This window comes from Pseudogracilibacillus sp. SO30301A (assembly GCF_037072025.1).
Taxonomy (GTDB): Bacteria; Bacillota; Bacilli; order Bacillales; family Amphibacillaceae; genus Pseudogracilibacillus.
Genome location: NZ_JAXHDD010000008.1, coordinates 72,759 through 89,993 on the forward strand (window position 1 = coordinate 72,759; position 17,235 = coordinate 89,993).

At 32.1% G+C, this 17,235-nt stretch carries 14 protein-coding genes and 1 pseudogene; 11 read left to right on the plus strand and 4 right to left on the minus strand.

What is annotated here, in order from left to right; genetic code table 11:
• Positions 1-15: 15 nt before the first annotated feature.
• Positions 16-1,047, plus strand: coding sequence for a hypothetical protein (locus tag SPD89_RS06435; protein ID WP_336261130.1), 1,032 nt, complete (start codon positions 16-18; stop codon positions 1,045-1,047).
• A 5-nt stretch (positions 1,048-1,052) separates the two neighbouring features.
• On the opposite strand, the gene SPD89_RS06440 is transcribed toward SPD89_RS06435, so the two are convergent.
• Together SPD89_RS06440 and tagD are read right to left on the minus strand one after the other, a co-directional pair.
• Positions 1,053-2,246, minus strand: a complete 1,194-nt coding sequence (locus SPD89_RS06440) for a CDP-glycerol glycerophosphotransferase family protein (protein ID WP_336261131.1) — start codon at positions 2,244-2,246, stop codon at positions 1,053-1,055.
• Entirely contained in the window at positions 2,239-2,637 is a 399-nt protein-coding gene (gene tagD, locus SPD89_RS06445; protein WP_336261132.1) for a glycerol-3-phosphate cytidylyltransferase, read from the minus strand. The genes SPD89_RS06440 and tagD overlap by 8 nt, the downstream gene beginning before the upstream one ends.
• Positions 2,638-3,501: 864 nt before the next feature.
• On the opposite strand from tagD, the gene SPD89_RS22925 reads away from it, so the two are divergent.
• Positions 3,502-3,660, plus strand: a complete 159-nt coding sequence (locus tag SPD89_RS22925; protein WP_442961074.1) for an SH3 domain-containing protein — start codon at positions 3,502-3,504, stop codon at positions 3,658-3,660.
• A 66-nt stretch (positions 3,661-3,726) separates the two neighbouring features.
• On the opposite strand, the gene SPD89_RS06450 is transcribed toward SPD89_RS22925, so the two are convergent.
• The gene (locus SPD89_RS06450) at positions 3,727-4,101 is read right to left on the minus strand and encodes a hypothetical protein (protein WP_336261133.1); all 375 of its coding nucleotides are present in this window, start codon (positions 4,099-4,101) and stop codon (positions 3,727-3,729) included.
• A 609-nt stretch (positions 4,102-4,710) separates the two neighbouring features.
• Here SPD89_RS06450 and SPD89_RS06455 point away from each other — a divergent pair.
• The 8 genes and pseudogenes from SPD89_RS06455 (at position 4,711) to SPD89_RS06485 (ending at position 13,270) form a co-directional block, all read left to right on the plus strand.
• Positions 4,711-5,532 carry an ABC transporter permease gene (locus SPD89_RS06455; RefSeq protein WP_336261134.1) on the plus strand — a complete coding sequence of 274 codons (822 nt, stop codon included), beginning with the start codon at positions 4,711-4,713 and terminating at the stop codon, positions 5,530-5,532.
• A gap of 15 nt (positions 5,533-5,547) precedes the next feature.
• A pseudogene (gene tagH / locus SPD89_RS22930) lies at positions 5,548-6,318 on the plus strand (teichoic acids export ABC transporter ATP-binding subunit TagH); the annotation flags it as partial.
• A 264-nt stretch (positions 6,319-6,582) separates the two neighbouring features.
• A complete protein-coding gene (locus SPD89_RS22935) occupies positions 6,583-6,855 on the plus strand; it encodes an SH3-like domain-containing protein (RefSeq protein WP_442961075.1) in 273 nt (90 codons plus the stop codon).
• A 168-nt stretch (positions 6,856-7,023) separates the two neighbouring features.
• On the plus strand, positions 7,024-7,737 hold the full coding sequence (locus tag SPD89_RS06465) for an IspD/TarI family cytidylyltransferase (protein WP_336261136.1): 714 nt from the start codon (positions 7,024-7,026) through the stop codon (positions 7,735-7,737).
• Entirely contained in the window at positions 7,734-8,759 is a 1,026-nt protein-coding gene (locus tag SPD89_RS06470) for a ribitol-5-phosphate dehydrogenase (RefSeq protein WP_336261137.1), read from the plus strand. Before SPD89_RS06465 ends, SPD89_RS06470 begins: the two co-directional genes overlap by 4 nt.
• Positions 8,760-9,902, plus strand: coding sequence for a CDP-glycerol glycerophosphotransferase family protein (locus SPD89_RS06475; protein WP_336261138.1), 1,143 nt, complete (start codon positions 8,760-8,762; stop codon positions 9,900-9,902).
• A 15-nt stretch (positions 9,903-9,917) separates the two neighbouring features.
• The gene (locus SPD89_RS06480) at positions 9,918-11,837 is read left to right on the plus strand and encodes a CDP-glycerol glycerophosphotransferase family protein (RefSeq protein WP_336261139.1); all 1,920 of its coding nucleotides are present in this window, start codon (positions 9,918-9,920) and stop codon (positions 11,835-11,837) included.
• Between the two features lie 47 nt (positions 11,838-11,884).
• Positions 11,885-13,270 (plus strand): polysaccharide pyruvyl transferase family protein, encoded by a 1,386-nt coding sequence (locus tag SPD89_RS06485; RefSeq protein WP_336261140.1) that lies wholly within the window; start codon positions 11,885-11,887, stop codon positions 13,268-13,270.
• 741 nt (positions 13,271-14,011) lie between these two features.
• On the opposite strand, the gene SPD89_RS06490 is transcribed toward SPD89_RS06485, so the two are convergent.
• Positions 14,012-15,493: a polysaccharide pyruvyl transferase family protein gene (locus SPD89_RS06490; protein WP_336261141.1), complete on the minus strand. Its 1,482-nt coding sequence runs from the start codon at positions 15,491-15,493 to the stop codon at positions 14,012-14,014.
• A 561-nt stretch (positions 15,494-16,054) separates the two neighbouring features.
• Here SPD89_RS06490 and SPD89_RS06495 point away from each other — a divergent pair.
• Positions 16,055-17,227, plus strand: coding sequence for a CDP-glycerol glycerophosphotransferase family protein (locus tag SPD89_RS06495; RefSeq protein ID WP_336261142.1), 1,173 nt, complete (start codon positions 16,055-16,057; stop codon positions 17,225-17,227).
• Positions 17,228-17,235 lie beyond the last annotated feature (8 nt).

The following is a 17,235-nucleotide window of genomic DNA, read 5'->3' on the forward strand; positions in this document are numbered from 1 at the left end:
TGGGGGCGTTGATAATTGGAAGCAGTTTCATATATAATGGAAGAACCAAAAACTTATGAAACAAAGGCAATCGACCAAGACGGATTATGGAAAAAGATAATAAGTGAGTTATTTGAGGATTTTTTACTGTTTTTTGTTCCTGAATTATGGGAGCAAGTAGATTTTTCACAAGCATATGAGTTTTTGCAACAAGAACTTTTCCAAGAAATAATAGATAAGAAAAAAGGCAGAAGGTATGCGGATCAAGTCGTAAAAGTACAGTTGAAAGATGGCGATGAAAGGTGGATTATCGTCCATGTCGAGATCCAAGGTGACGATGAAAAAGACTTTTCTGAGCGTATGTTTCGATATTTCTATCGTCTTTACGATCGCCATAAACAAAAAATTGTAGCCCTAGCAGTAATCACATCTCCAACTCAGACCAAACAACCACAACATTTTCATTATAGTTATTTCGGCACAACGCTCCATTATAAATACACTAACCGCAAAATTTTTGATTATGATGAAAGAGAACTGGAACAATCGAATAAACTGTTTAGTAAAATAGTGCTCGCAACACAATATATGCATAAAACGAAAAGCAATGTTGACAAACGATATGCATTTAAGAGGAAGCTAATGCGAGAAATCATTCGAAATAAAGCATATTCACGTGAGTCCGTCCAAGCAATGTTTCATTTCATTGACTATTTGTTAACGTTGCCACCAGAGTTGTCAAAGGAATTAGCGAATTCAATTCGCCCGATTATTTATGAGGAGGAAAATCATATGTTACAAGCGAATAGGGAAGATCCATCACCAACACTTGTTGAGATTTTCAAATTGGAACGTGAAGAAGGGGAACAAAAAGGAAGAGCAGAAGGACGAGCGGAAGGAAGAGCAGAAGGTCGAGAGGAAGGAAAGAAAGATGCGCAACGGAACTTTGCGAAAAAATTACTTATGACCAACAACATGTCAGTCAAAGAAATTGCAGAACTAACAGAATTGACTATAGACGAAGTTGAAAAAATTAAAAATGATTCTAATATAATCAAAAATCCGTGAAGCACTTAAACATGCTCACGGATTCGCTCTTCTTGTTCAGTTGGTGTTTCCTCATATAATGCGCTAATTAAGTTTTTAGTAGAATTGCCAGTAGAATATTTATTCCAGGTTTTAGCGAAGTAATGCACTTCTTCTAAATTAAATTCCATTTTTTCAATCAATTCAATTACTTCTTTAGTTGTTTCAACAACTGGACCAGGCACTTCCTCTTTATAATTAGACCATATTCCACGCTGTTTCGAATATTCTTCCAAATCATACGCATAAAAAATCATTGGCTTCTTGAGTAATGAAAATTCAAATGGTATAGAAGAATAATCAGTGATTAAAATATCTGTACCGAGTAATAATTCGTTTATACTAGAATAATTGGAAACATTATATATAAATCCAGGATACTTATTTTCAAATTCACCGTTTACTGCAGGATGCAGACGTAAAAATAAAACATAATCATATTTAAACTGTTCATACATCTTATCTAGATCAATCGCCAATTTTGCACCATCAAGCTCATCATCCCGATAAGTTGGCGCATATAAAATCACTTTTTTGTTTTTTAAAACAGGAAAATCAGTCAGAAGCTTATTTTCCGCTCTCTTCTTCCTAATATCATCAAAAAAGAAATCCGTTCTCGGTATCCCTGTACGCATAAAGCGTTCCTCTGGTAACCCAAAACTATCCTGGAATATGGTAACCATTTTATCTGAACCAGCAACAACGTGATCAAATTTTTCGTAAACTTGTTTGAACCGCATTAAAGCTTTTTCCGTACGATTTCCATTTGTTAAATCTTCTAATCCAAATTGTTTAATCGCACCTGCAGCATGCCATAATTGAATACATTTTACTTTAGGTTTAAAATTTGTTACAGCTAAAAAGCCATAATAGTTATCTATAATAATATGACTTGATGTTGCAAGATGGTAGATTGATTTTAAAAAGTGTACTAGATTCATTGATTCAAAATATAATACTTCCCGATTTTGTTTATCAAATTTCACCTTGCAATTATTAGCCTTTAAAATGACAACTTGCTGATTTGAAACTTGTTTTTCCAATTCGTCAACTACTGCTTCAATATTTCCGCCAAAGGATACAACAAATGTTGTTTTTTCTTGTAAAGAAAAGCGATTAAAAACAGTAAAAAAGAATCGAAAGACAGCAAGATAGATGCTGATTGCAATTTCTCTACGCATGATTGATCTTGTTCAATTCTTTTTTAATTTGTGTTGTTGAAATACCCACCGTACGAGGAAGGTAAACAACTTCACAGTAACTTTTTAGAAAATCAAACTTTCCTTCCCAGTCATCTCCCATCACAAACACATCGATATTATGTTTTTTTATATCATCGATCTTTTGTTCCCATGTATGCTCAGGAATGACTTCATCCACATAGCGAATTGCTTCTAAAATCGCTTTTCGTTGTTCAAATGAGTAATATGCTTTTTTGCCTTTTCCAGCGTTAAATTCATCAGAAGAAATGGCTACAACCAAATAATCTCCAAGTTCTTTTGCACGTCTCAATATATTTATATGTCCAGTATGGAGTAAATCAAACGTTCCATACGTGATTACTTTTTTCATTAGGAATTCCTCCATATAAAAGAATACTCAATCAATGTTCTATTATACTATAAATCTTATGATAAAGCGAAGAAAAATATAGTAAAGTCTTGATACGAAAACCATATTTCTTCTTTTTTTTAGATTCTTTTTAGAACAGGCAGGACTCAGGACAAAACTAGAAGTTTTCTTATTTTCTGAAGACGAAGAGATTTTCTTGTATGAGAATGAAACGGATGAAACAATTATAGCAACAATACCAAACAATACCATCACATCTCTTATAAACAAAGAAAATGAACATTATTCTTTTATAAGGTATATAGATTCCACGGAAGAAACATTGGAAGAGGATGTAAAAAACATCCTAAGAAGTTAATGACGAAACCGTAGTAGAAGGGGTTATTAAAGCAGAGGATGAAGATAATGAACAGGGACAAGGATAAGAGACAGAAAATGTTAATGAAGATTTTGTTAATGATATTGACAAAGAACAGTTAAAAGAAAAAAAATAGTTGTTCCTGAGGAAGATATCGAACCTGCTGTAGAAGATGGGACATTAAAAAATTCAGACAAAAAAGATAATGCTCAAGCAAAAGAAAAACAAATAATCCAATCAATAAATGTTTCAAATCAAAAATTTACCGAGGGATTGCTCTGAAATCAACAACCAATATCTGTACGAAGGCTTCAACAAACAAAAACGAAAGTATTGACCAATTGCCCTATTGGTTTTGTTTTAGAGTATAAAACTTACAATAACTATTGGGTATGAAGTGATATTAAATATCAACGGAAAAAACACAAACAGGATATACATAAAAACATGTTGAAAATGCTGTTAAAAGTCAGAAAACATTATGAGGAATAGCATCCATTTCTCCAATAAATGTTAGGAGTAGAGCCTCTACTAAAGCTAGCATTCTAACATCGTTTCCAATTGGTTCAGTACTAAACTATCAAACCTTCTCAACACACTGGTATGAAATTTCAACTACAGTAAACGGTAAAAAAGTAACCGGGTATATTCAAAGAAACATGTAGAGAATGTTGAAAGTAACCAAAAGAGGAGTTACTAAAAAATTACCCACGAATGTAAGAGAAAGGGCATCAATGAAGTCTAGCGTAAAAAAATTTAAACTTATGTTCATTTTCAGATGCGTGTTCGTTTTGGTTGTCCTCTTCATTGGTAATATCACTATCTAGCTTAACTTCTAGATATTTATTTTCTATGTAACCTTGCCAGATATATGGTTTCTCCAAACTTACTTCATTCGATTCAGAGAGTGCATCATTAATTTCTATTTCTTGAATAAATTCAATGAAAGAGTATGATTCTAATTCTTCAATAACTTCTACTTGATCATTATTTTCTAAATAGAATAGTATATTGCTAGATTCAATGTTTACTTCATCTGAAATATTTTCTTCCTCTTTGGCATCAACCACAAATTGTTCTGCATCTTTGTATAAGTGCGTGTTCAAAAAGGAGCATAAAAAGGATCAAGAAGTTCGAGGCGGCGCAGCTCCCGTCAGCGGAATGTATGCATTTAGATACATGAGTAGCGGAGAAACAAGCATTCGTGCGAAATTCGCAGTGTGATTTTTACCGGAATTTTTGAACATCCTCTATAACGGGATTTCTTCATTTTCATCTGCAACAATTTTTCCAGTCCTGATAGAACCTCTATTCGAAGCTGTAATGTCTTCATTTGTACTACCCGCTAATGATTCTAAAGGGAATAAAAGCCCATGACTAATGAACACAAATAAGCAAAAATTATACTTAACTTTCCAATCACTCCTTTTAAAATGGCAAATTATACCTATTAACACTTCGACAAATAATATTATATCAAATTAATGGACCTAAAAAGACTGAAAGTATAGAATTGCAACTCAAAATGTAATAATATGAACTAGGCAAAAGTTTGGTTCGGTGAAAAGATGATAAAGTGAAAGGCGAAAAAATCTTTATTAGAAAATAATCTTACAACATACCTATTGTCACATCTTTTTTGTGTTTTAAAAAACTTACATGTATAATTTATGAAGTGACGGAGGATGCAACGAAGGGGTGGAAAGATTTTTCAAATGAAATCTGCAATTACTGTAATAATAGAACAAATTAAAAACTTTTATTTAATTAGAAGGTTATCAATATATGAGATAAAGAGTAATAATCGTAATAACTATTTAGGGACTACTTGGGAAGTAATTAATCCAGGTATACAGCTATTGATATATTGGTTTGTATTTGGAACTATACGAAGCCGAGAACCTATTGAAATGGGGAACGTAGATATTCCTTTTTTCGCCTGGCTTCTAGCTGGATTCTTTTTGTGGACATTCAGTTATCAAGCATTGATCCAGGGATCTAAGTCTATTTATACAAGGCTGCGTATGCTCTCTAAAATGAATTTTCCAATGAGCGTTATTCCAAATATTGTTATATTTTCTAACTTTTATATCCATTTAGCACTATTAGGTATTTCAATTGTTATTTTTCAAATTATGGGCTATTACGTATCGATTTATTATTTTCAATTAATATATTTTATGTTTGCAGCATTTTGCTTATTGTTTGCTATTTCACTAATCACATCAACGCTGTCGACGATAGTTAGAGACTTTCATATGTTGTTGAACTCTATATTAAGAATGTTACTGTATATATCTGGAGTCTTATGGCCAATTACGTTATTGGCGGATTTTCCACTAATAATGAATATTATGAAGTTAAATCCTTTGTTTTACTTAATCGAAGGATATAGAGCTGCGTTTTTTGGAACAGAGTGGTACTTTATTTCCCACTGGCAATACTCACTATACTTTTGGATGCTAGTCATTATTTTGTTTTTGTTTGGTTCGATGTTACATGTCAAATTCAGAAGACATTTCATTGATTATTTATAAAGGCTTGTGATGAAATTGGATAAGGCAATAATAGTTAAAAACCTTATGAAAAAATATAAATTGTATAATAATACGAAAGAGCGCTTTTTTGATATGATCACACCTAAAAATTATGGTGAAGATTTTTACGCACTCTCAAATGTTAACTTTGAAGCAAACCATGGTGAAGTAATAGGTTTTGTAGGGATAAATGGTTCAGGAAAGTCAACTCTATCAAACATTATCTCAGGAATTGTCCCTGAGACATCAGGAACTGTAAAGGTTAATGGCCAAGTTTCATTAATTGCTGTTGCTGCAGGTCTTAACAATGATTTAACCGGGAGAGATAATATTGAATTAAAATTGTTAATGTTAGGATTTAGTAAAGAGGAAATTATAGCATTAGAAAATGATATTATTGAATTTTCAGAGTTAGAAAAGTTTATTGACCAGCCTGTAAAATCATACTCAAGTGGAATGAAGTCACGGTTGGGTTTTGCTATTTCAGTAAATATCGACCCTGATATTTTAGTGATAGATGAAGCACTATCTGTAGGGGATAAGGCTTTTGCTGAAAAATGCTTAGAAAAGATGAAAGAATTCAAGGATTCTGGAAAGACAATGATTTTTGTTAGTCACTCTATCAGTCAAATGAAAAAGTTCTGTGACAAAATCCTTTGGCTAGAGTTTGGAACCGTGAAGGAGTATGGCGATGTAGAAGTTATCATGCCAATGTACGAGGAATTCTTGAATATGTGGAAAAAACTCCCTAAGAAGAAGCGTAAAGAATATAGGGAGCAAGCAATACATCAAAGCTTAGATTACGATGCATTCGTACAAAATATCGAACCTAAAAAAACGGAATACAAAGAGCGCTTGATCAGTAGGATAGGAAGAATCCGTGAAGGAGAGTCAATGATTTATGAAACGCCAAAAGATCTATCCGGGTATAAATCATCTAAAGGCATACAAGGTAATTCTTACTTTATAAAAAAGCAAGCTATGTTTCATGGTGAACGTTTTTATTTATTAAGTAATGAGCCAAGCTATGTTAGAGGAATTATCGGTTGGATGAGAGCGACAGATGTAGTGTCACATGAATTAGTATTTATTGATCAAGATTTGAAATTGTTTAAATTAGTTGGTAAAGGGAAGGCTTACGATCGTCCGTGGGGTTCGAAAAAGAATGTAATCTATAACGATTTAGGTCCATTTAAAAATAGAGAGTTCCATGTGGAAAGAACTGACAAAGTCAGAAATGGTTATTGGTATTATGGGTCCCTAGATAATAAAAAAGTCTGGATTTATCATAAGCGCTTAATAGAAGTACAAAACGAAACTTGACAGCCAGTCAATTTTCGTTTTGTTTTTACCAAATAAGTAAAATTATTAATTAATGCTTTTGCTGTATAATAGTTGCTGTTATTGCATTTTATATTTAACATTAGTATAATCTATAAGGGTATATCTACAAAAGAAGACTATTATTCTATTAATGATGAGGTGTTTATAGTGATTTATGCTGGAATTTTGGCGGGCGGGCAAGGTACTCGAATGGGAAATGTTCCAATGCCAAAACAATTCTTATTATTGAATGACAAACCTATTCTAGTACATACTGTGGAAAAGTTTGTATTAAACCCTCGTTTCGATAAGGTTATTATAGCTTCACCAAAAGAGTGGTTAAACTATACGCAAGATATTTTAAAAAAGTTTCAAATAGATCTCCCCAAAGTGGTAGTCGTTGAGGGCGGTAGTGAAAGAAACGACACTATTATGAATATTATTGATTATATTGAAAACGAAAACGGTTTAGAAGATAATGATATTTTAGTAACACATGATGCAGTAAGACCGTTTTTAACTCATCGTATTATAGAAGAGAATATTGACATGGGACTAGAATATGGAGCGGTAGATACCGTTATAGAAGCAATCGATACAATTGTTGAATCAAGTGACCAAAAATTTATTAGTGATATACCTAGACGAGATATTATGTTTCAAGGTCAAACACCACAAACTTTTTCTATCAAAACGTTGAAAGAACTATACAATGAGCTTTTAGATGATGAAAAAGAAATTTTAACTGATGCTTGTAAAATTTTCACAATTAAAGGTAGAAAGGTAAAGTTAGTAAAAGGGGAACTATTTAATATTAAAATTACTACCCCTTATGATTTGAATGTAGCAAACTCAATAATAAAAGGAAGTTTAGATAAATGATTAACCAAGTGTATCGTTTAGTTTCTCCTAGACAATTTGAGGTAACGTATAAAGATAAGACAATTACAGCCAATCAAGTTGTTGTACGACCTACACATCTTTCAATTTGTGCTGCAGATCAAAGGTACTACACAGGAACACGTGGCGAAAAAGCTATGCGTGAAAAGCTACCAATGGCATTAATTCATGAGGGTGTTGGAGAAGTTGTATTTGATCCTACGAAAACGTTTACTGTGGGAACAAAAGTTGTAATGGTACCTAATTTACCTACAGAATCGAACCAATATATCGCTGAAAATTATTTAAGAACAAGCAGATTCAGATCTAGTGGCTATGATGGATTTATGCAAGATTATATATTTTCAGATGTAGATCGTTTAATCGAACTGCCTCAAAACATGGATTTAAATGTTGCAGCATTTACAGAACTTGTTACAATTACGACTCATGCCCTAAGACGCTTTGAGCAAAAAGCACACGCTCATAGGGAAGTATTTGGCGTTTGGGGAGATGGAAATCTAGGATATATTACTTGTCTGTTTTTAAAAAAGTTATATCCTGAAAGTAAGGTAATTATTTTTGGAAAAACTGATTATAAAATGAATCATTTTTCATTTGTTGATGAGGCGATAAAAATAGATGCGATACCAGAAGACCTTAAAATAGATCATGCTATTGAATGTGCCGGTGGGAAAGGTAGCCAATATGCGGTAGCTCAAATTATTGATCATATCAATCCAGAAGGTGTTATTTGTTTGCTTGGTGTTAGTGAGTATCCAATTGAAGTAAATACAAGAATGGTATTAGAAAAAGGCCTCACTTTAATTGGTAGTAGTAGAAGTGGTGCGGTCGACTTCCAGAAAACAGTAGATATTTATAAAGAGCATTCGGATATTATTCATTATTTAGGGACTTTAGTTGGGGAAGTTCATACTGTACGAAGAATAGAGGATATTACAGGGGCTTTTGAAAGTGATTTATCAAGTTCTTGGGGGAAAACTGTTATGAAATGGATGATTTGAGTGACCACTAAAAAAATTGTTATTATATTTTATAAAGTGCTCATTAAAACATACTATAACCTAATGACGCGAATTAAAAAACATAATAACAAGAAAGCCGTATTTGTTTTATCGCGAGGCAAAGAACTTGAAGGTAACTTGCAATTTATTTATCAAGAATTAATTAAACAATTGGACGGAGTTAAGATTCATTTTGTTTACGCCGAAAACAGGATGAATCTTAAGTTGTTCAGTGAAGTTGCTGTGATAAGTAACGCACAATACCTAATTTTAGATGATTATTATCTACCTGTATATTTAATTAAACCAAATAAACGGCTAAAAATTATTCAATTATGGCATGCTGCAGGAGCGTTTAAAAAAGTTGGTTATAGTACAATCGGCACCCGGTTTGGGCCAAGAAACACTTATTTAAAATTAATACCCATACATTCAAATTATACCCATGTATATGTTTCATCAAAAAATGCTGTACCTTTTTATGCAGAAGCATTTAATATGTTAGAATCCAAGATTTATCCGTTGGGTATTCCTAGAATTGATCTTTTTAAGAATAAAAATCAAATAACGCAGGTTATAAGTAAGTTGAGCATGGAATATCCCATTATTAAAGGTAGAAAATATGTTAATATATTAGTCGCACCAACTTATCGGGCTAAAGGAACTCAAAAGGAATCTGATATCGATATTGTTGGCATACTTTGTAATATTATGAAGAATATAAGAGACGATATACATGTTTTTTTTAAGGCACATCCATATATGCCTAAAAGAGAAATAGTCAAGTTAGAAAGTATAGCTAATGTAACTGTGATTAGTAAATACTCTATTAATGAATGGATGTTAATAGCGGATGCATTTATTACTGATTACTCTTCTTCTATCTTTGACTATTCTTTATTAGAAAGACCATTTGCTCATTTTGTACCAGATATTGATGAATATAGAATGAACCGAGGTTTTTATCAAGATATAGAAACAATCTCAGATGGGACGGTAATAACAGATCAAGAAAGTTTGGTAAACTGGATAAACTCTAGAAGGAAAGACGAACATCTTGATACATCACGTATGGTTCATTTTAACTTTGATAACACAAAAGATGTATCTAAAAAAATAGTAACTCATTTTATTTATAGCTAGAAAGAGGTTGAACTCATGTTAAGTTCCCCAATTGATAACGAAGAAGCAATAATCCGAACAGACTCTCCAGTTATATATGATCTTACTCATTTTTCTATTGTTGGTTCAACTTTAGAAATAGCAGGTTATGTTTCAATTGAAGGATTATATTCATATTCAGAAGACAAAATTAGAAAAACGTTAATGCTTGTTCCTGAAGTTGATATCAAACATTTTCGAAAAGAGCATATAGATAATGAAGAATTTCAAGAGTTATCTGATAAGGAAATTATCAATATGCATATTGTTGAGATACCTCTGGATAATTGTAAACTTAAAGAAGTCACCAATCATATAAAATCTAAAATTAAAGATAAAGATTCATTGGGTGGATTTAGGGTTTCTCTCGATTTAGCTACACTTACAAAGGGTAAGCCATTAGAAAAAGGTCATTATAGTGTTTATATAAAGTTAGAACAATTGTTAAATGAAAATGACGATGTTAAATATGTAAAGACAGTGCCATTATCAACAGTAAAAGACTTTTTAACAAACGGAATGGTAACGACTCATTTACACTATTTTTCATCGACTAGTATAATGAAATACAATTTAATAGCGTCTTTTGATGCTAGGCATAAAACATTAAGACTTGAAAATACCTTACTTCAATCATATAACCCTCAAGAGCTATCTGAAGATAATAGGGTAAGACCTGAAAATAAATATGTACAATCTATAAAGAGAAGGTTCTTTAAACTGTTTTATATTTTATTTAGTATCCTACCGATTAATAAGAAAAAAATCTCATTCGCTTCCGATAGTCGTACGGAGTTAAACGGTAACCTATACTTTGTTTATGAAGAACTTTATAATAGAAATTTAAATTTAGATATAAAATTTATTTTTAATGAGCGGATAGACAATAGGAAATCATTCTATAGACTAATTAAAATGGCGTATCACTTTGCTACTTCAAAAATAATATTATTGGATGACTTTTACCCTTTAATTTATCCCTTAACTATTAGAAGAAACTCCGATTTAATTCAGGTTTGGCATGCTGCGGGTGCTTTTAAAACCTTTGGATTTAGCCGAATTGGCAGGCCGGGTGGTCCATCACCCAAATCTAAAAACCATCGAAATTACACAAAAGTGACAGTAAGTAGCGAGGGTGTACGTGACCATTATGCGGAAGGTTTTGGTATAACTGTTGATAAAGTTTTTCCTACAGGCGTACCGCGTTCTGATATATTTTTTGATGAAGAGTATAAAGAATATGTTAGAAAAACATTATATAATAAATACCCTTTTTTAAAAGAGAAAAAAGTTATACTATTTGCACCTACTTTTAGGGGAAATGGACAAGCTTCTGCCCATTTTCCATTTCACGTTCTCGATTTTAAAAAACTTTATGAAGATTTAAGTGATGAGTACGTCTTTTTATTTAAAATTCATCCATTTGTTAATAATAAACTATTAATCCCTTATGAGTATGCAGACTTTTTCTATGATTTCAGCGATTTTAGGGAAATTAACGACTTATTATTAGTGACTGACGTTTTAATAACTGATTACTCATCTGTATGTTTTGAATATGCTCTTTTGGAAAAACCTATGTTATTTTTTGCGTTTGATGTGGAAGAATATGTGAGAACTCGTGATTTTTATTACGATTATTTTAGTTTTATACCAGGACCACTCGTGAAGTCTACAGAAGAAATAGTGGAAACAATTCTGGATGAGAAGTTTGAGTTGGATAAAATCAAACCATTTGTACGTTATTTCTTTAATGGAACATTAGGAAGGGCTTCTAAAAATGTAGTAGATGAAGTAATTATTCCAAGCTTAGAATCAGAATATGAAAAAGAAGAAAAACCGGATATAATATTGGAACCTCCTAAATCAAGAATTGAGCTTTTTGAAAGATCATTTTATGAAGAAGAAGATGAATAAGTTTTATCTATTTAAATTGCTTTATATAAAATAAGGAGAGTTTTAATTTGAAAAATATATTAATTAGGTCTGGAATTTCCCCATTGGATACTTTTGATGCTGCATATATGATAGATAAAAACTCTATTGGAGGGAATGTAGGTAATTTAATATATGCCTATAGCGTTTATCGAACATTAATGAAAGAAGATACTAAAATAGATCCTGACTATTACAGTACGGATCCAAACAGAGCTGATGAAATAAATGAAAAGTATGACGCATATGTAATACCTTTAGCTGATGCTTTTCGTCCAGACTTTATCCCATTATTACGTAGATATACTAAACTAATTAAGAAGCTTAAAATTCCTGTATTTGTTATTGGAGTAGGGCTTCGAGCGCCATTTGAACCAAAGTTAAATGAAGGTTTTCCGTTTGATAAAGATGTAAAAGCTTTTGTTAGTGCCGTTTTGGAAAAGTCTAATATGATCGGCCTCCGTGGCGAAATCACATCTCAATATCTGACTCGTCTTGGTTTTCGTGAGGGTGTGGACCATACAGTTATAGGTTGCCCATCAATGTATACTTTTGGACCGGACTTAAAAATAAGAGAGACAAATATAACGAAAGATTCAATGATCTGTGTCAATTCATCCATGAGATCGCCTGAAAACATATTAAAATTTATTTCAAGAGGCATGGAGGAATATCAAAACTATTATTTTATCCCACAGTGGCTAAAAGAAATGACATTAGTTTATACTGGCTCTCCATCTATTCCTGGAAATGCAGAAAACTATCCAGCTAAGATGTCACATCCAGCCTATATGAACAATCGGGTTCGCTTCTTCTTAAATGCACCAACATGGATAGACTTTATGAAGCAAGCAGATTTAAGTTTTGGCGCTAGATTACATGGTAATGTAACAGCTACAATTGCTGGAACTCCAAGTATCATTATTCCAAAAGATGCAAGAATGAGGGAGTTAGCTGAATATCATAATTTAACTCGAGTATGGTGGAATGAAATTACAGATGAAACTAAACTTGAAGACTTAATCGAATCCGCTGACTTTAAGGCTCCCGAAAAAGTACAGGCTAAAAACTTTGAGAATTTTATAAGATTTTTGGATAAAAATAAAATTCCTCATATTTATCAGGATGGTATGAATCCAACGAAAATTACATTAGAAGAAAGATTGTCTGAAGTTGAACTCAAACCACCTATCACGCCGGTTAGTGGTATTTCAATGGAAGAAATGGTAGCTAGATGGGAAAAATATTACCCACTAGCAGCTGAGAAGGAAGCGAGAAGAAAGAAAAGACAAGCCAAAAAACACAAAAGAGAAATAGCCCAAAAGAATAAAAGGATAAAGTATCTTGAAGGTACAATGAATAGAAAGTCTGTACGTTTAGCTTTAAAAACTGCAAATATGTTTAGAACTAAATAAGATAATATTTACCCTGTCGATTTAAATAATCGTCAGGGTATTTTATAAAGTGATTTAGTAGTTATTAATATTTACTTCTAAAAATAGTTGCTCACAATAATAGAGGATGTTCAAAAAGTCCGGTAAAAATGACACTGCGAATTTCTTCTTGGTTGGCTTGTTTCTTTGCTCCTTGAAAAAGGAAAGCACTTTTTCTGCGTGCTGAAGCGTTTCCTTGGAAAAGAAGATCACTTTTCTTGCGTGCCAGATCTTTGCTCATGTATCTAAATGCATACATTCCGCTGCTCGAAACTGCGCCGTTCGAACTTCTTGATCCTTTTTATCCTCCTTTTTATACGAAAATTGACTTCTGCTCTAATTTTGGCGCAAAAAAGCACCCCTCCAAAAAAAGTAATTTTACTTTTCTTGGAAATTAATCTTATTAAAACAAATGCTTTTATACTGTCCCTTTCGTATTTGTTAGGACTTGTTTCCGTTCTCTAGACTACTTGTGTCTATCGTAAGTAAAGTTAACATATCATACCTGTTTCGACTAAGGTGCTCACCATGCATCCTCCTAAAACGTGGAGAGGTTGTATGTAACCGTACTTCGCGATAGAGGTGATCTTTAAAAACCTGTATGATCACAGTCTCTGTAATATCATGATTAACAGGTAGCTCAAAATTAAACCGCATGCCCTCATTTTTATACATTGCGGTGTCTGTAAAGATATAGGAGTTTTGAACACGCACGAATAGTAACTATTTAAGCTTTAATTTATTTATAGCTTTTAGCGTTAATTTTACTGGAGTTCGGTTTAATGCATTTTCAAGTTGTTTGATTTTTGTTTCTTTTTTAATCAAGGTATTTCTTAATTTTTTTTCTTGATTTATAAACTTTTTTTCAATAATAATACGTTTAGCTTCTTCTTCCTTCCTAATTTTTTTCTCCATTTTGTGTTTTTCTTCATTTATATTTCTTAGTTGTTTTTTCAGCAGTTTATTTTCTTCCTCGTACATTGAACTAGTTACATTCCAACGTTCGATGATATCCTCTTTCTTACAGCCGGCTATAGGTTGTAGGGGCATTTTTAATGTAATTTCCGTAATGTTTTTATCCAATGGTGCTGGATCAGGGTTCAAGTTTTCTTCATATATATGTGGAATATTATTTTTATTTAAAAAATCTATAAAATGATCAAAATTTTTAGCCTGCACTTTTTCCGGTGCGTGAAAATCTGCAGTTTCTATTAAATCTTCAATGTTAGTTTCTTCCGTAATGCTGTTCCACCATACTCGGGTTAAATTATGATATTCAGCTAACTCCCTCATTCGTGCGTCTTTTGGAATAACGATGCTAGGAGTTCCAGCAATTGTAGCCGTTACATTACCATGTAATCTAGCGCCAAAACTGAAATCAGCTTGCTTCATAAAGTCTATCCATGTGGGAGCATTTAAGAAAAAACGAACCCGATTGTTCATATACGCTGGATGTGAATTACTAGTCGGATAATTTACAAACTCATTAGAAACTAAAGGTGAACCAGAGTAAACAAGCTTCATTTCTTTGAGCCATTGTGGAATAAAATAGTAATTTGGGAATCTAACCATACTCCTTGATATAAAATCTAGTACATTTTTTGGAGAAAGCATTGAGGAGTTTACACATACGATTGAATCATTTGTTAAGGTTGTATCTCTTATTTTTAACTCTCGACCGAAAGTATACATTGACGGGCTCCCTATAACGGTGTGATCCACACCCTCGCGAAAACCAAGACGAGTCAGATATTCAGATGTTATTTCACCCCAAAGACCGATCATATTAGACTTTTCCAAAATGGCACTGACAAAAGCTTTTACATCTTTATCAAACGGAAAACCTTCATTTAACTTTGGTTCAAATGGCGCTCGAAGTCCTACTCCAATAACAAATACAGGAATTTTAAGCTTCTTAATTAATTTAGTATATCTACGTAATAATGGGATAAAGTCTGGACGAAAAGCATCAGCTAAAGGTATTACATATGCGTCATACTTTTCATTTATTTCATCAGCTCTGTTTGGATCCGTACTGTAATAGTCAGGATCTATTTTAGTATCTTCTTTCATTAATGTTCGATAAACGCTATAGGCATATATTAAATTACCTACATTCCCTCCAATAGAGTTTTTATCTATCATATATGCAGCATCAAAAGTATCCAATGGGGAAATTCCAGACCTAATTAATATATTTTTCATTATGGCATCTCCTTGTAATTATGTAATAAAAGAAAAGATGTACTTCTAAAAGACATGAATAATTCGAATTAATATAATTTTATTATAAGCCAAATATAGTAAATTACTATCTATTAAATGATTTATGTCTAAAGTAGTGCGACATATTAATTTATGCCAAATTACGAAGGTGATTGAACATTAATTCCTAGGTAATATGGTAAAATTTTATTAAACTAGATGTTCGGAGTATTTACATCCTGTATATTGGATAGTTCTTTTCTCTCCGCAAATGAAGGGACAATAAATTTCCAATTTATTCAATTATAAATGGTCATTCCAGTTTAGACGGTATCGCGATTTATCTTTAGAAAAGCAATAGTTTATTTCTGTGGATAATTCGAGTATAATTAGAGAGTATTTAAAGTGTAGAAAGATCCAATAAATATTAAATTGCGGAATAATTCAAGACTAAAGGTGCTACTGGATAAAGGTAAGTGCCACATGTTTAACGTTAAGCAGAACATTTTAAAAATAAGGATATTTTCTAATAAGAAGTTGGCAAATATACAGGTGAGTCAGATGAAGTTTATTAAACATATTTTATTGCTTATTTATAAAACGCTTTTTACCGCCATGGGTATATTAATAAAAAAACATAATAAAGTTATTATATTTGAAAGTTTCTTGGGGAAACAATTTAGTGATAATCCCCGTGCTATTTACGAATATCTACTAGATAATTATCCAGATTACAGAATGTATTGGAGTATTGAACGGAAGTCTGTTTATAAATTTAAAGAACATAATATAAAGATTGTTAAAAGATTCTCATTTAAATGGATGTATTTAATGAACCGAGCAAAATTTTGGGTAACAAACAGTCGCTTGCCGTTATGGATACCTAAGCCAAAAGACACAGTATATATACAAACATGGCATGGAACCCCGTTAAAAAAGCTTGCAGTAGATATTGATGAAATTCGTATGCCAGGGACTAGTACCGAAAATTATAAAGGGAATTTTGTCACGGAAGCAAAAAAATGGGATTATTTAATTTCACCCAATGAATATTCAACGGTAATATTTAAGAGAGCATTTAAGTTTGAAAAGGAAATCGTAGAGTCAGGGTACCCGAGAAATGACTATTTAGTAAATGAAAATAATAAAAATGAAATAGAGAGAATTAAATTTGAAACAAACATCCCTTTAGATAAAAAGGTAATTCTATATGCACCGACATGGCGGGATAATCAGTTTTATGACCGTGGTCGTTATAAGTTTGATATTCAAATGGATTTAAATTTATTAAAAGAGAAATTATCTGACGAATATATCATTGTATTAAGATTACACTATTTAATTTCTGAGAACCTTAATTTAACTGATTATGAAGGGTTTGTTTATGATTTATCATGTCATGAAGATATTCGGGAGCTTTATTTAATTGCGGATTTATTGATAACAGATTATTCTTCGGTTTTTTTTGATTATGCTATTTTAAAAAGACCAATGATTTTTTATGTCTATGATATTGAGGAATATCGTGACAATCTACGGGGATTTTACTTTAATATTGAACAACATGCTCCTGGCCCCCTTGTTAAAAATACGGAAGATTTAATTAGAGAGATTAAGAAATTAAATCAAGGTTATATTTTCGATGAAAAAATCAATGCTTTCAATAAAGATTTTAGCTATTTAGAAGATGGACAAGCGACTGAGCGAGTTATAAATAAAGTGTTTAATAGCTAAAGGGATAA

Coding starts and splice junctions, on each gene's coding strand:
- SPD89_RS06440 (WP_336261131.1), bottom strand. CDS start 2,246: ATGCGTAGAGAAATTGCAATCAGCATCTATCTTGCTGTCTTTCGATTC.
- tagD (WP_336261132.1), bottom strand. CDS start 2,637: ATGAAAAAAGTAATCACGTATGGAACGTTTGATTTACTCCATACTGGA.
- SPD89_RS06455 (WP_336261134.1), top strand. CDS start 4,711: ATGAAATCTGCAATTACTGTAATAATAGAACAAATTAAAAACTTTTAT.
- SPD89_RS22935 (WP_442961075.1), top strand. CDS start 6,583: ATGAGAGCGACAGATGTAGTGTCACATGAATTAGTATTTATTGATCAA.
- SPD89_RS06470 (WP_336261137.1), top strand. CDS start 7,734: ATGATTAACCAAGTGTATCGTTTAGTTTCTCCTAGACAATTTGAGGTA.
- SPD89_RS06480 (WP_336261139.1), top strand. CDS start 9,918: ATGTTAAGTTCCCCAATTGATAACGAAGAAGCAATAATCCGAACAGAC.
- SPD89_RS06490 (WP_336261141.1), bottom strand. CDS start 15,493: ATGAAAAATATATTAATTAGGTCTGGAATTTCCCCATTGGATACTTTT.
- SPD89_RS06495 (WP_336261142.1), top strand. CDS start 16,055: ATGAAGTTTATTAAACATATTTTATTGCTTATTTATAAAACGCTTTTT.